This window comes from Aeromonas sp. ASNIH1, assembly GCF_002934285.1.
Lineage (GTDB): Bacteria > Pseudomonadota > Gammaproteobacteria > Enterobacterales > Aeromonadaceae > Aeromonas > Aeromonas caviae.
Map to the genome: position 1 here is coordinate 3,709,760 of NZ_CP026228.1, position 13,705 is coordinate 3,723,464.

The 13,705-nt window shown below is 52.2% G+C and carries 13 protein-coding genes and 1 pseudogene; 9 read left to right on the plus strand and 5 right to left on the minus strand.

Features of this window, described 5'->3' with window-relative positions:
- Positions 1-86: 86 nt before the first annotated feature.
- The 4 genes from C2U37_RS18145 to C2U37_RS18160 are packed head-to-tail and all read left to right on the plus strand — an operon-like array spanning position 87 to position 3,482.
- Complete coding sequence (locus C2U37_RS18145) at positions 87-707, plus strand: hypothetical protein (RefSeq protein WP_199770470.1); 621 nt, start codon at positions 87-89, stop codon at positions 705-707.
- A complete protein-coding gene (locus tag C2U37_RS18150; RefSeq protein ID WP_104452855.1) occupies positions 704-1,564 on the plus strand; it encodes a histidinol-phosphatase in 861 nt (286 codons plus the stop codon). The genes C2U37_RS18145 and C2U37_RS18150 overlap by 4 nt, the downstream gene beginning before the upstream one ends.
- Positions 1,561-2,685, plus strand: a complete 1,125-nt coding sequence (locus tag C2U37_RS18155) for a hypothetical protein (RefSeq protein WP_199770471.1) — start codon at positions 1,561-1,563, stop codon at positions 2,683-2,685. Before C2U37_RS18150 ends, C2U37_RS18155 begins: the two co-directional genes overlap by 4 nt.
- Entirely contained in the window at positions 2,682-3,482 is an 801-nt protein-coding gene (locus C2U37_RS18160) for a glycosyltransferase (RefSeq protein ID WP_199770472.1), read from the plus strand. Before C2U37_RS18155 ends, C2U37_RS18160 begins: the two co-directional genes overlap by 4 nt.
- Here C2U37_RS18160 and C2U37_RS18165 read toward each other — a convergent pair.
- The 4 genes from C2U37_RS18165 to C2U37_RS18185 form a co-directional block, all read right to left on the minus strand.
- Positions 3,437-4,927 carry a glycosyltransferase family 9 protein gene (locus tag C2U37_RS18165; RefSeq protein ID WP_199770473.1) on the minus strand — a complete coding sequence of 497 codons (1,491 nt, stop codon included), beginning with the start codon at positions 4,925-4,927 and terminating at the stop codon, positions 3,437-3,439. The two genes, C2U37_RS18160 and C2U37_RS18165, sit on opposite strands and share 46 nt — an antisense overlap.
- Positions 4,928-5,466: 539 nt before the next feature.
- Positions 5,467-5,646, minus strand: a complete 180-nt coding sequence (locus C2U37_RS25385) for a helix-turn-helix transcriptional regulator (RefSeq protein ID WP_104452857.1) — start codon at positions 5,644-5,646, stop codon at positions 5,467-5,469.
- 337 nt (positions 5,647-5,983) lie between these two features.
- Positions 5,984-6,316, minus strand: coding sequence for a cyclic-phosphate processing receiver domain-containing protein (locus C2U37_RS18180; protein WP_104452858.1), 333 nt, complete (start codon positions 6,314-6,316; stop codon positions 5,984-5,986).
- 29 nt (positions 6,317-6,345) lie between these two features.
- Positions 6,346-7,128: an SIR2 family NAD-dependent protein deacylase gene (locus C2U37_RS18185; protein ID WP_039038878.1), complete on the minus strand. Its 783-nt coding sequence runs from the start codon at positions 7,126-7,128 to the stop codon at positions 6,346-6,348.
- A gap of 115 nt (positions 7,129-7,243) precedes the next feature.
- Between C2U37_RS18185 and tnpC the strand changes: the two are divergent.
- The 3 genes and pseudogenes from tnpC to C2U37_RS18205 form a co-directional block, all read left to right on the plus strand.
- Positions 7,244-7,921, plus strand: a pseudogene (tnpC, locus tag C2U37_RS18190) (IS66 family transposase); the annotation flags it as partial.
- A 436-nt stretch (positions 7,922-8,357) separates the two neighbouring features.
- Positions 8,358-9,014: a HEPN domain-containing protein gene (locus tag C2U37_RS18200; RefSeq protein WP_104452860.1), complete on the plus strand. Its 657-nt coding sequence runs from the start codon at positions 8,358-8,360 to the stop codon at positions 9,012-9,014.
- A gap of 147 nt (positions 9,015-9,161) precedes the next feature.
- Positions 9,162-9,317 carry a hypothetical protein gene (locus C2U37_RS18205; protein WP_233768425.1) on the plus strand — a complete coding sequence of 52 codons (156 nt, stop codon included), beginning with the start codon at positions 9,162-9,164 and terminating at the stop codon, positions 9,315-9,317.
- 325 nt (positions 9,318-9,642) lie between these two features.
- Here the strand turns inward: C2U37_RS18205 and C2U37_RS18215 are convergent.
- Positions 9,643-10,730, minus strand: a protein-coding gene (locus tag C2U37_RS18215) for an IS3-like element ISAs22 family transposase (protein WP_088821966.1) whose coding sequence is annotated in 2 segments (ribosomal slippage) — positions 9,643-10,478 and positions 10,478-10,730 — 1,089 coding nt in all. Because the reading frame shifts where the segments join, the coding sequence is not laid out codon by codon here.
- 122 nt (positions 10,731-10,852) lie between these two features.
- Between C2U37_RS18215 and C2U37_RS18220 the strand changes: the two genes are divergently transcribed.
- Positions 10,853-11,770: a DUF4365 domain-containing protein gene (locus C2U37_RS18220; protein WP_442778411.1), complete on the plus strand. Its 918-nt coding sequence runs from the start codon at positions 10,853-10,855 to the stop codon at positions 11,768-11,770.
- Positions 11,771-11,976: 206 nt separating this feature from the next.
- Positions 11,977-13,704 carry an HsdM family class I SAM-dependent methyltransferase gene (locus C2U37_RS18225; RefSeq protein ID WP_104452862.1) on the plus strand — a complete coding sequence of 576 codons (1,728 nt, stop codon included), beginning with the start codon at positions 11,977-11,979 and terminating at the stop codon, positions 13,702-13,704.
- Position 13,705: the final 1 nt, after the last annotated feature.

Consider the following 13,705-nt stretch of genomic DNA (forward strand, 5'->3'; position numbering starts at 1 on the left):
GTTGATTTTGTTTGGCGATAAAATTAGATCACAAACGAAGCCTTTTTTATATCTATTTCAATTGGTTGGCGCTAAAGATCCTGTACATGAGTCTGGACTACCTACGCCATAGTCGCCCCGCAGGGTTAAGCTTTTCGTTTCGCTCAATTGACATTGACCGTGACTTTACCCGCCGCTACCTGCTGGACGAGCTGGCTGCGTGGGGCATTGAGGCAGGTATTGAGGCGCACAGCGTGCTGGAGGATACGCTGGTCATCGGTAAAGAGCGCTTTTCCATCGATTACAAAAACCTTGTCCACCCCGCGCCGGGCACACCGTCAGGCTATCTTGATCTCGCCGGATATGTGGCCGCCATTGAATCTAAGGTCAACAAGCGCTTTACCTTCGGCAGCCTGAACCCGCAGCCGCAGGCAAACGGCATGGATGTTACCGTAAAACCTGACGGCAGCGTCTACCTCTACGGTATTGAAACCCAGCGACTGGGTAATATTCATGTCGATAAGCTGAGCTGGCAACAGATCGCCGCTTGGCTGCGTCAGGACCCGTTGGCCAGAACGCTCTATACCCAGCCGCTTACCGAACTGCTGGCACGGATGGAGGTCAGCGAACAACTGCGCAACAGCATTGCCAAGGTGAATAATCCCTACTGGTTGGTCAAAGAGCTGGCTAAGCATAGCGGGCTGCTTGAACAGTGGGAGGCTGCATGATCGATAGCCACAGTCACACCTTCTACTCCAAGCATGCGGTTGGTAGTGTTGATGAACTGGTTTGCGCCTCTATCGCGGCGGGTGTGACCATTCTGACCATTACCGATCATGCACCCTTTATCGTTGATAGCGGCAACCGGCTGCTGGAGGCGGAGCTGGAGCAGTACTTTACCGATATCGATAACGCGCGGCGTGCCTATAGCGGGGAAATTACCCTGCTTAGCGGACTGGAGCTGGATTATATGCCGGGAACAGAGAACGACACTCGTGTGCTGCTAGCACGCTATCCGATCGACTTTGCTATCGGTTCGATTCATTACGTTAAATTGGACCATGAGCCAATGGTCAAGGTCTGGGAGCTGCCGAGGCTGGCCGGGGAAGCGTTTTTGCAACGCTATTTCGGCAGCCTGCAGGGTCTGCTAGAAAGCGGGTTGTTCGATGCAGTTGGCCACGCGGACAGCCTGCTTCGCGGCATTCCGGAGGCGCAATTCCTGCGCTATTTCGAACCGCTGCTCGGCGTGCTGGCACATAGCAGCATTGCATGGGAACTTAACGCCTCAGGCCTGCGTAAAACCACGCTGGATCCGATGTCAGGGCAGGAGGTCGACGGCCTGTTGTCTTATCCATCGAGTACCCTGCTGGCACAGCTTATCGATCTTAACGTACCACTTACCATTGGTTCTGATGCTCATGACCCGCGCGATGCCGGAGCCGGAATAGCCGAACTGATGCATGAGCTGTCTCTGCAGGGGCTACAGCACTTAAGCTACTTCCGCCAGCGGCAACGAACCGATATTGCATTGGATGATTTACTATCAGCCATCACACCAAAACCAAAAACAGGAATTTTACCTTGAGTGCCTTAATTTCCGCTGACTCGCTTAGCTGGACCGGGACGGCTCTGTCGCCGCCGGCGCGCTTAGAAAAATTTCGCTTGGCGCAAAAGGCGATAGACCCGGCCGATGTAAAATCCGGGTTGCGTCCTTTTGCCGCCGGGCTGCTAGCCGACGGCCTGATCACTATGTCTGATTACGTTGCTACTCTCGGCGGCCATGCGCTGTACCATCTGGCGCCGCAGGGTACGGGCCGCTTTGTCGAGATGGCCAGCGGTGAGGACGCAGCGCCACTCGCAGCTATCTACAGTCGTGCCAAGTATGGCGGGGTGGAAGATATTACCTGGCTTGCCAAACGGGTTGTCGACTATCTGAGCGCCGAGCTGGACAGGGCCGGTTCACCTTGGCTGCGCTTATTTATCGAAGCGAAAGAGAAGGGCGATAACGTAGCGATGATGACCACCGGTTGGCGCAATGTTCCCTCTACCGCCAACGTGCTATATAACATCGTGGTCGAAGAGATCAACGTTAAGTTGGCGCATATGGAGTTACCAACTATCGTCAACGTGAAGCTGCCGCGCATTGCGCCTCCCTGCGAAAATTACGCCAGTCTCAGCCAGCAGGAGCGGGATCGGGTTAATTTGGTGCAGGATCACGTGATCCCAGCGGAAAATTTTTATCGCTGGAGCGGGGTTCATGTCATTTTTGGGGATGACGTGCTAGTGACCGGTGCTACGGCGGATAAGGTGCTTTACCACTCGCTACTGAGCGGGGCGAAGTCGTTCCGAGCGATCTACCTGGTGGCCATCGATCCCCGGGTGGCGCTGGGAGATGCCGCAGTTGAAGACCGTCTGAACGGAGTGGCGATTACCGGAGAACTAAATGACAATGTGGCCCGTCTGCTTTCGGCCAGCGGTTACGAGCCCATTTTACGTATGCTACGCCTGCTTTTTGGTGAGGAGAATCGCCAAGCACTGGCGGACTTCCTGCCCCGCGTCCCCGACCCGGTCTGGCTTAAGCTCTATCGTTCGGCGCTGGGTAACGAGTTCTTACGTCAGCCAGCGTGCTGCCCTTCGCTACAGCTGCTGAGGGGCTATCTGGTGCAGCAGGGCCTGCTGGCCGTCAGCAGTGGAGGTGCGCAATGATCACCGCCTTCGCCCGTATGCCGCGCTACGTCAGCTACTGGGAAAATGCTCCAGGCCAAACGATGGCACCTTACGTCTCGTTGGCGCTGGTGTCGATGCGTAGAGTGCTTGGCGACCGCTTCCTGCTACTGACGCCGCAAATGCTGGAGAGTGCGATTGACCCGGCGGTAGTAGACAAGCGCTGGGCCTTCGAACCTCTGCCCTTTACTCTCGCCACTGGTATTGAAGAAATTATCGCCAAAAGTGACTTTATTCGCATGGCCTGGGTGCAGCAGTACGGCGGCGTCTGGCTGGACGCAGATACGCTGATGCTGCGCGATCCCACCGACATTCTGTTTCCCGATGGGTTAAGCACAAAGCTGCACTGGCACAGCGAGTGCCTGTTCGGTTCCCTGCCGGGGAACCCACTGCTGGCGCAGGCGCTGGCGATTGGCCTGGCGGAAGAGAGGCACGTTTGGGGAAATCCGGGCTGTATAAAGGATCTGGTGCCGCAGGCGCCAGAAGAAGTAGTAAACATCAGCGGAGAGTTTATCGATCCGGGCTACCGCCCGCTGTACAACTTTACTAGCTGCGAGGTGATGCACCGTACCGATCTGGCTGTCGATAGCTTTCTGCTGCGGCCGGTGGCGTTGCTGAAGTTGTACAACACCTACTTTAGGCGCACCGCCAGCCGTATTGAGTCAGTAGCCGGGTTTCTGGCTAACGGGTCGCTGCTGGCGCGCCTGTTTTTACATATTGAGTCTGATGTAGGCTACTGGCTGGATGAAAGTGAACGGCTGATGGACGAGCTGGCCTGATGCACGTCTGCCACCACACCCACCGCGCCACTGGGTAAATGGATGCGACACTGGCGAACGTCACCGATCGCCAGCTGTGGTGCGATCACCTCGTGCAGGGTCGGCGTGGCACGGTGGGGTGAGCAGTGAGCGACGTAAAGCCAAGCCGTAACTGGTGCTGGAAAATGCGCAAATTCTAGCTCTATCCGCAGCAGATCAAACACCTCACGGGTTCTACCGCTTGGGGTCCAGGCCAGCGGTGAGGTGCGATGGTCTGGGCGGGTCACCTCCAGCGGTAGCTCAAGCTTGAGGTTCAGTGTGCCTGGAAAGCAGTCAGCGACCTCGGGGAAATCCTGAGCAATAAGCGGCAGTTGGCGTGCCAGCGTGCCGGTGGCAACGCCAAGGCCTGGTACGATTTGCGCCCGCAGAGACAAGCGATCAGCGCGATGTGAGGTAGGCACCACTCGTTCCCGCAAGGCGTCCAGCAGCAGCGGTAACGAGAAATGGTTCATTGCTTTTTTACCCCCTACTGCCGCTGAAGCAGGTTGCGGGCTGTAGATCACTTCCGTTAGCGCCGAAGCCGGGGGGAGCCAGGGATTCGCCACCTCGGGGGATCCGGGATAGATGGCAATCAGCCGCTTTTTCAGACCCACTGCCAGATGCACAATTGCCGTATCGATACTGATCACCACCTGAGCACGGCAAAGATAGCCGGCTACGTCGGCTGGGGTGGCGATATTTGCCACGCGTATGACGTTGGCGCAGCTAACTGCGGCTTCCAGCCGATTCGCCTGTTCCCGGCTGGCCGGTCCATAAAGAATGCCTATCCGGTGAGCAGGGAACTCCGCTGCTATCGCGCGCAGTGTCACTGTGGCACAGCTCAGGGAGAGCGATTTATCCTCGCGGCTAGCCCAAGGATTAAACAGGATCTGCGGCGCCGCGTCAGGGGCGGGCAACTCAGCAGGAAGGGGAACAATATAGTCGCTATTTACCGTCTGTGCGCCAAGGGCTTGCAGCACGTGACGGTAGCGTTCCATAACGTTCAGGCCTGCCGTTACCGCCCCACATTTGCGGTTTACGCAGCGCAAGTCGTCATCAAGCGAATAGAGGCTGGCGGGGCGGAGCAGGCGAATAAACAGAATTTCCGCGGGCTGCAATTTGCACACTAGATGGACAACTGTATCGACTGGGCCCAGTTGCCGCACGAGGCGTATAAGCTCTACAACGCCGGGATTAGCGGAGGTGACCACCACCCGTTCAACGCCGAAAACCTGCTGATGAAGCGGCACTAGCTCTGCGACGGTGATTACCGTAACCCGCATGTTCATTCTGGCTGCTTCACGAAAAAAGAAGGAGGAGACGATGGCATCTCCTAGTTTGGCATCCCAGCGCGGCACAACGATATGCCGTCGGGTGGGCGTTTCCTCCAGCGGCAGCGATCTGTCGGCGAGCAGACGAAACAGCACACGGCTTAACGCTTTACCGCATCTCTTTAGCGTGGATATTCTCATAATTCTATTCTGTTTAGCTTCGAGTAAGGGGTATTTTCAATTATTTCACACACGAATTATAGTGATTTACTGAGTATGGCAACCACTGGTTTTTGGACAACTATCTTGAAAAGCGCCGCAGGGTTGGCTGCACAAGGCGCGGGAGTTGGCCGATTCGACTCCGCATAATCTAATCCTATAAACCTGAATGAAGAGGCTTCCGACTGACAGTGCCGGGAGCCTCTCTCTTTTTCAATTCAATCCTCTTGGCGTATGCATGACATGCGTCGAACGTTGAGTACGCGTTTATCGGAAGAACGAGTTCTACCACAGGTAACCGAGAAAACGCTTGGCCACAGGATGGCGGGTGTCATGGCTATTTACAATCTACATGATTGGATTGATGAGCAACGTGAGGCATATGAGTTATGGGATACAAAAATAATGGATGCAGTAAAATCCTTGCAGGAATTTTAATTATAACGGTACCATAAAATGGCGATTTAATTGATCGTCTAAGTTGAACTATCTTGCCTTGATATCCAACCCCTGACCTCTGCGGTAGAATAAAAGCCTTTATTGTGTGGCGGTGGGAACTTGTGTTCTTTAATCCACCTGTACAGTGTTGATCTGGAAATGCCAAGCTGTTTTAAAAGCGCTTTGGTTTTTATTAGTTTAGGTTCGTTGTTGTTCATATAGCCTCCTGTTTTTTAGGAGGTTAAAACACCATTAGCGTATGTGTCAATTTGCTCCGTTTTTAGATGGCTTGCTTTTATGATATAGAAAAACAAGTCGCCATGCTCATACTACGAAAATCAATTTTATACGTGTTTTTGTATATTATAAAAGCAATGAAAAAGGTCGTGTATCAATATGGCTCATGGTCATGATATGTAAATTTCAATGGCGGAGGTGCTCGTTCTGTCTCCTTGGTTGCCTTTAGGGTAGGGTTTTGCTTCAGAGTTGAATCCACCGCAACCTAACATGCACCCCTACTGCTTTATTCAATTGGCCCTCCCTCATGTCACTGAGTCAGCGAACACGATTTGTATCATCTGGGGCGATCCGTGATGGCTTAGCCAGAAAATCATTAATAGCCATAATACCCAATTCCATTTTACTTCGTGCGGAGACATTCGCGGAGTGAACACGAATAAGGGGTGGTATGAAGTGATTGGTCATTACCTCTTTTTCTATCCAAAGAATAACGTCGTAGCCTGTTCCTCTATTATCATCACCTAGGTCATGGTCGAGGCTAATTTCTGTCACTGCTCCTGTTTTTAGCCATGCAATCGCTTCGTCTGGCCAGAATACGCGAACGCACCCTGCCGGTGTTTCTCTCTCATCGTCCAGATACAATTTCATGTTGCTTCCTCTTGGTCACTACAGGCTCATCAGTCATGACATATTTTCTGCAATAGGCGAACAACACCGCGATTAGCCCCATCAACAATCTGCTCACCGGGAAACGGCAGCCGGGATGACAACCCGGGGTCGGGATCGATGTAATAGACAGATGCGCCTGGGTTGATGTTTTGCAGCAAAGAGAATGCAGGTTCAACCAGTAAACTGGTGCCGATAATTATCACAATATCGGCCTCGCAGAGCCAGCGACGAGCGTGTTGATACTCATAAACCGTCTCACCAAACAGCACGATATCAGGGCGCAACTGTGAGCGGGTACATGGGCAGCACTCGCCCATCTTTACATCCTTGGACCACAGCTGCCGGTATTTTGGACTACGAAAGCCCTTGGGTACCAAAAACCGGATTGAACCATGCAGATGAATAACACCATGGCTACCGGCCCTCTCATGTAAGTCATCAATATTCTGGGTGATGATCCCAACACGATATTTCGGCTGTAGCTGGGCGATCAGATAGTGGGCTTGCGAGGGGGAGGCTTCCAACATGGTTTGACGCCGCTGGTTGTGAAAGGCCAGGAAACCAGCCAGATCCGTGTCCAGGCTGCTCGCGTGTGAATAGCGCCAGTTTTCATCGTGATGCCAAATACCCTCCTTGCCTCTGAACGTGGGTACTCCGCTTTCCGCTGACAAGCCAGCCCCGGTGAAGAAGATGATATTGGGGTGATAACCTTGGCCTGTAGTAAGGGCTTGTGCTCGTCTCTTTCGATGACGGCGCTGATGTCTTCGTGCTCGGGAAGAAATTGGTTGCATAAGATTACCTTTGGTCAGCATCGGCTGAAATTGACAAATTAGTTGGCGTCATCCCACTCGGGTAAGGGCAATTTAGAAGCCTTGCGACAATGCCTGTTTGGGCAACAAAGGGGAGGTCCTGCAGGCAGATGGCTACGCCGGCTATGGGGAAGTGCGCGCGCGCAACGGGCTCACCCGCATCGGCTGCTGGGGCCATGCCCGGCGCAAATTTATCGAGGCTACCCAGGCGGCACCGTCCGTTGCGAAGGGCAAGAACAAGCCCAGTGCCAGCAAGGCCGACGTGGCCCTGGGGTACATAGGTAAGCTCTATGCCATCGAGCGGGAACAGCGGGAGCGCAGTGATGCCGAGCGCTATCAGGCGCGGCAGGTGCGGAGTGTTCCCCTGCTAAATGAGTTCAAAACCTGGCTGGAAGATAACGTCGGCAAGGTGATGAAAGGATCGCTGACGCGTAGGGCGATGGAGTACACGCTGGCGCAGTGGCCCTGTCTGGCGGGTTACTGCGAACGAGGCGATCTGCACATCAGCAATGTCCTGGCGGAGAACGCGATCCGCCCCTTCGCGGTGGGTCGCAAGGCGTGGTTGTTCGCTGATAGCGCGCAAGGCGCCAAGGCGAGTGCGACCTGCTACTCGTTGCTGGAGATCGCCAAAGCCAATCAACTGGAGCCGTCAGCGTATATCAATTATGTGCTGGAGCGGATCGGCGAAGCGGGCCGCCTTGAAAAGCTGGAATTGCTGCTACCGTGGAATGTAGCGCTGGAGCCGATTTCAAAAAAAGTGGTGCAATACCGTTAAGGCAAGTACGTCGATTTAGCGGCGCTTACCTAAAAAGAGTGTGAACAAGGATCTAACGGCAATAATTTGAGCCGTGTTAGTCTAGGTCAAATGGAACTTGCCTGAGGGATATCATGCCGATACAACCACCCCCTTCTACTTATCGCTGCCCAACATGTGGCTGGCACAAGACGGTTGTCCCCAAGAGCGACGTTATGGTACGTGGCCACACTTGGTTTGAGGCCTGTCCCGAGTGCCACCATGCCCCACTGGAAAAAACGTCGGCCACCATGGTGGAACTGGCCATTGCGACGCTGAAGGGTGTCATCCGCAAGTAATCGCTGTTATTACCCCTCGCTATTCCAGCCAGTTCGTCACCAACCAGATGCTCAAGCAGCAGGACAGAGAGCATGGTTGCCAAAGCTGGCTATTCATCTGATTGAGAAGGAGATCATCGTTGAATTTTGAACAGTTGAAAACCCGTCACCGGACGCTGCGTGAACACTCTCCCAGCAATCTCAACCTGCGAGTTCATCGTGCAATAAGCTGGCTGCAACGCGCTGAAATGGCCGAAGATGAAGATGGGCGCTTTATCTTTCTCTGGATTGCGTTCAATGCAGCTTATGCCACTGAAATCGATGACGATCGTCGCCTCTCGGAACAGGAGACCTTCAAAGGCTTTCTGGAGAAACTGTGCGACCTGGATGAGCACAAAAAGATCGAACATCTGGTCTGGCAGGAGTTCTCGGGCAGTATCCGCATACTGCTGGATACCCCGTTTGTACTACAAGGCTTCTGGGATTATCACAGCGGCAAGATAAGCGAAGCCCAGTGGAAAGAGCGGCTGGCACAAGGCAAGAAGATGGCAAACCAGGCACTCGCCAGCGGCAATACCCCGCAGTTGCTGGGCGTGGTGTTTAACCGCCTCTATACCTTGCGCAACCAGTTGATCCATGGCGGTGCGACCTGGAACAGCTCGGTCAATCGCAAACAACTGAAGGATTGTGCCAACCTGCTCGGCAAACTGGTCCCGGTGATCATCGAGTTGATGATGGTTCATCCCGATACCCTGTGGGGAGATGCCTGTTATCCGGTGGTTGAGCTGGCTGGTTAACCAGCCGCAAGATGGCGGGGCAACGACTGCCCTGCCTCTTCAATCACTAAGATCTGGCAGATAGAAAGCACCAGCCAGCAGACCATTATTGCCAGCGACTATGCCATGACCGGGAACCGGCTATTGATCAGCCAACGGATCCCCTTGGTGCATTACGCATTGGAGCGGATGCTAGTGAGCTATAACGGCGAACACCAACAACATCCCCTGCTCTACCCTCTGGTGCTGGCAAATCGGGAGGAGCGCATCGAACAAGGCTGTACCTTCAAGCTAAAGAGTACGGATTTGCAAGTGCTGCGGTAGTGCGTAGGCATGAAGGTGAATGGGGTTTATGGCAAGGCGGGATCGCACTTTGTTAATGAAATTTGAACGGGCAGATCATCTGTGATCTAATCACGCTTCCATGTAGGGTGCGCCGGGCACATGAACCTTCATAACTCGGTGAAGAGCTGTTGATTATTCGCAAGGAGTTCGATTGCTTTGCGCTTTTTCTTTCTGCGCCAGAGGCACTCCGTGAACACTTAGATTTAGTCGCGCTCGATAAAGATGGCATTATTGGAAACAAGCTGGACGACAGTGGCCGAGATGTGGTAATCCCCCCATTTTTTGGAGCACTCAAAAGTAGAGGTCATGCGGCCTGTGCCAAGCGCTGTTTCGGCGTGTAGCCGCCCAGCGCCATATTGGGCCGCTCATGGTTATAAACCCACAGCCAGTTCGTGGCAAATTCCTGTAACTCATTCAGTGACTCAAACAGGTAATGGCCCAACCAGTCGTAACGCACAGTGCGGTTAAATCGCTCTATGTAGGCATTCTGCTGCGGGTTGCCTGGCTGGATATACCTCAGCGCAATCCTCTTCTGCTGCGCCCATTGCTTGAGCTCTTCGCTGATGTATTCCGGACCATTATCACAGCGGATTGCGGCTGGTTTGCCCCGCCACTCGATGACCTGCTCCAGCACCCGTTTGACTCGCGAGGCAGGCAAGGAAAAATCCACCTCGATGCACAGTGCTTCGCGATTGAAGTCATCGATCACATTAAACAACCGCACCGAACGACCATCGCTGAGCTGGTCATGCATAAAGTCCATCGACCAACAGTGATTCGGTTGGTCAGGGACTGCCAACGGCTCCGGCTTGGCGCGTACTAGCCGCTTCTTGGGTTTTATCCGCAGATTGAGCTCTAGCGCCCGATAGATCCGGTAGACCCGCTTGTGGTTCCAGCCAAAGCCTTTGACGTTACGCAGGTACAGGAAGCACAGTCCGAAACCCCAGTTGCGCTGGTTGGCGGTGAGGCGCAGTAGCCAGTCGGCAATCTCCTGGTTTTCATCAGCCAGCACGGGCTGATAACGGTAGCAACCCTCGCTCACCTTGAACACCTGGCAAGCCAGACGGATAGAAATGGCGTAATGAGCCACAGCCTTGGTCGCCATCTCCCTGCGGGCAGATGGCGTCACCACTTTTTTGCCATCGCCTCGGAGATGATCTCAGCCTTTAGGCGCTCCTCGGCATACATCTTCTTAAGGCGACGATTTTCCTCTTCCAGCTCTTTGAGGCGCGCCATGAGAGAGGCATCCATGCCACCGAATTTGGAGCGCCACTTGTAGAAGGTGGCGGAGCTGATGCCATGCTCACGGCAGAGCTCAGGGACGGGTGAACCAGACTCGGCCTGCTTGAGGATGGCGATGATCTGTGCATCGCTAAAGCGTGATGTTTTCATGTAGAACCTCCTGCGTTCAAGATACGAGAAAATTCTACTTATGAGCACCTCAGTTTTTCGGGGGGATTACCGAGGACGCAGGGTCGCTATTCCACAAGATCGATGGCGAGAACGATCTTGGCATCGACGCATTGATTGAGCTCATTCGCGACGAAGTACCGCTGAATCACCAAATTGCCGTTCAGATAAAGTCTGGTGCCTCGTACTACAACAGTGCGGGTGAAGAATGTCTGATTCCTGTGGAGGGTCATCGAGAGTATTGGCTACACCATCCTCTGCCTGTCCTCGGAATAGTTTTCGTCCCATCCCTTGGCCGAGCCCATTGGATAGATATCAAGACATACCTAAAGGAGAACCCGGGCAAGGCGGTTATCCGTTATCAAACGAGTGAGGCCAATCGCTTTGATAGTTCGACGTTTGGCCGGATATTTGTTCAAACAATTCTTCGCGAGATACCAGATCTCACCCTGCTAGAGGGAATTCAGCTTTTTCGGTCATCGAAACCAGATGAGTCATATTTGGGACTGATAACGCTGTTCCGACGTTATCCGAATTCGGAAAGCACATGGAATGAGTTGGTCCAAGCCCTTCGAGATTGGCCGCTCGAAGACATCCGCGATGTGATGGTCTATTTCTTTGCGCACATATCATGGCATCCCGACATCTGGCACACAGGGGAAAGCATCACTGAAAGAACGAAGGAGCATGCCCGCAAGCTGTTTGCTAGTTTTGGCAGATTGGAGATTGAAAAGCTCCTGACATTTGTCGATGAAGGAGCGGGCATTGCAAGGGGTACTATTGGGCAGTCAGTCGAAGCAATCATCTCCGCCTTGCCAAACGCAACACAATGTCTGACAGAGATTATCGCTGACGTTAACTTGCTTCCGTTCACTCGGGAGTGCGCAGCTCTCATATTGGCAATGAACAACGGTAAGTCTTCAGTCCCGACAATTTCAATACTCGCCAAGTCGGGATCATGGTTTGCCCAGGAACTCATTGATCACTTGGGCCGGTATGGCGAAGTCAATCCGTATGCATAAGACGCCGAACCCATTATTCCACCGGACCTGCGCGAAAATCCGCCTAGGCTGCTCAATTCAAACATTAGGCCGCACCTTCCCTAGACACTTCTCAGCCGTTTTGGGGCTGGAAGGTAATTCAGAACAAGAAATACAGATAAATCGATATTATCGGTATGTCTATCATGATAAAATTGAAACTCAATGTCATCTGCATTGGTTAGAACATGTTGCCGAATAACAGTGCTACCTTTTCAAAGTTCGTAAAATCCGTTAAAGTTTTAATGGAAGCTGGAGCGACTCCGTCAGACATCACTAAAAGTATCCTAGCGTGCTGGATGTCATTATCCTATCCTGATTTGAAACTTGAACATGTTTCAACAGCACTTGACGTTGATGCTTCCATTGTCAAGTTTGCGGAATGGTTAAACGAATCCAACTTAATAACTGGGGCATTCTGGTTAAGCTCTGCATACGCCGCTCTGCTTCCGACTGAAAAACGTAAAAGCAGTGCCATGTATTTTACCCCTCCGAGATTGACAGGGCGTCTCTTGGAGAGTGTTGATGGGTGCATTGCAATTGAGTCAGGTCCACTTATTGATCCTGCCTGTGGTGGCGGGGCATTTCTTGCTCCGGCGGCTATTCGAATTGTTGAGAAGCTTCGGTCACGGGGAGGTAGCAGCGAAGAAATTCTCTTACATCTCGAAAATAATATTTATGGTTGTGATACAGATGAATTTCTTTGTTGGTTGACCACTACATTTCTACGAATGGCTATCGCCCCAATTATCAAGGAGGTTGGGCGGGAACCAGAGTTTAAAATTTCGCAAGGCGATAGCTTAAAAATATTTGAGGGCACTGAGCAGCGTTTCAATGTGGTTCTTTGCAATCCACCCTATCGAAAAATAAACAAGGTGGAAATGTCACCTTACCTCAATACATATAGCGATGTAATGAAAGGACAGCCTAACCTATATGGTTTATTTATTGGGCTTGCCACTAAAATTCTGAAGCACGGTGGTGTCGGTGCTGTACTAACCCCAATGAGTTTTTTTTCTGGCCAATCCTTTTCCCCTGTTAGAAAAATATTAAGTGAGCGGGGGAGTGTTGAGCAATTTGATCTTATTCATGACAAAGGGGGTATATTTTTTTCTGCCGAACAGGACACTGTAATTACCATTTGGCGAAAACTGCCTGGGCAGGCTACTAAAAAAGTAACCCAAGTATTTTGCCTCGAATCTCAAGGGAAAGTTGATTTCGCAGGAACTCTGCAACTTCCTACTGAACCAAAACCTTGGCCAATACCTAGGCGTGCTATTGATAAAGAGTTATCTTTTTTATTCAGCGAACCTCAGGCAACTCTTGATGATTATGGTTACCGCACTAAAATAGGTGTTATTGTCTTTCACAGAGATAAACGGCCGCGTTTTGTGTCACGCGAGCAGGCAATTAACCCCAAGGCACTAATGCCCTTGATTTGGTCAAAAAATATTAGTCAGAATGGTGAGTTCTCATTAGATAGGGTTTCTGGTCCATCTATCGAGCGTTACATAGACATGGGCGAGCCTATCGCAGCTGGTGTAATTCGCAAGCCCGCTGTCGCATTACAGCGAGTCAGCTCAACCGAGCAGCCAAGAAGGCTTGTTGGTGCGGCAGTGCCAACGGAATTATTAATTGAATTTGGCGGTGTTGTTGGCGAAAATCATGTTTGTTTCCTTGAGCAGGTTAAAAATGATCCTGACATTACACCAGAGTTGCTCGCCAAGATTCTCCGAACTAGAACGGTAGATCGTCTCTTTCGGTGTATTTCTGGGGCAACCAATGTTTCAGCTTATGAGCTGCGGCATTTACCGCTTCCTGACCCAAAAAAAATTCTTAATGCAATAGCTCAAGGACTTGACATTGATGCTGCTGTACGTAAAGCATATGGTTTGCCCGACCAAGAAGGAGCATAGT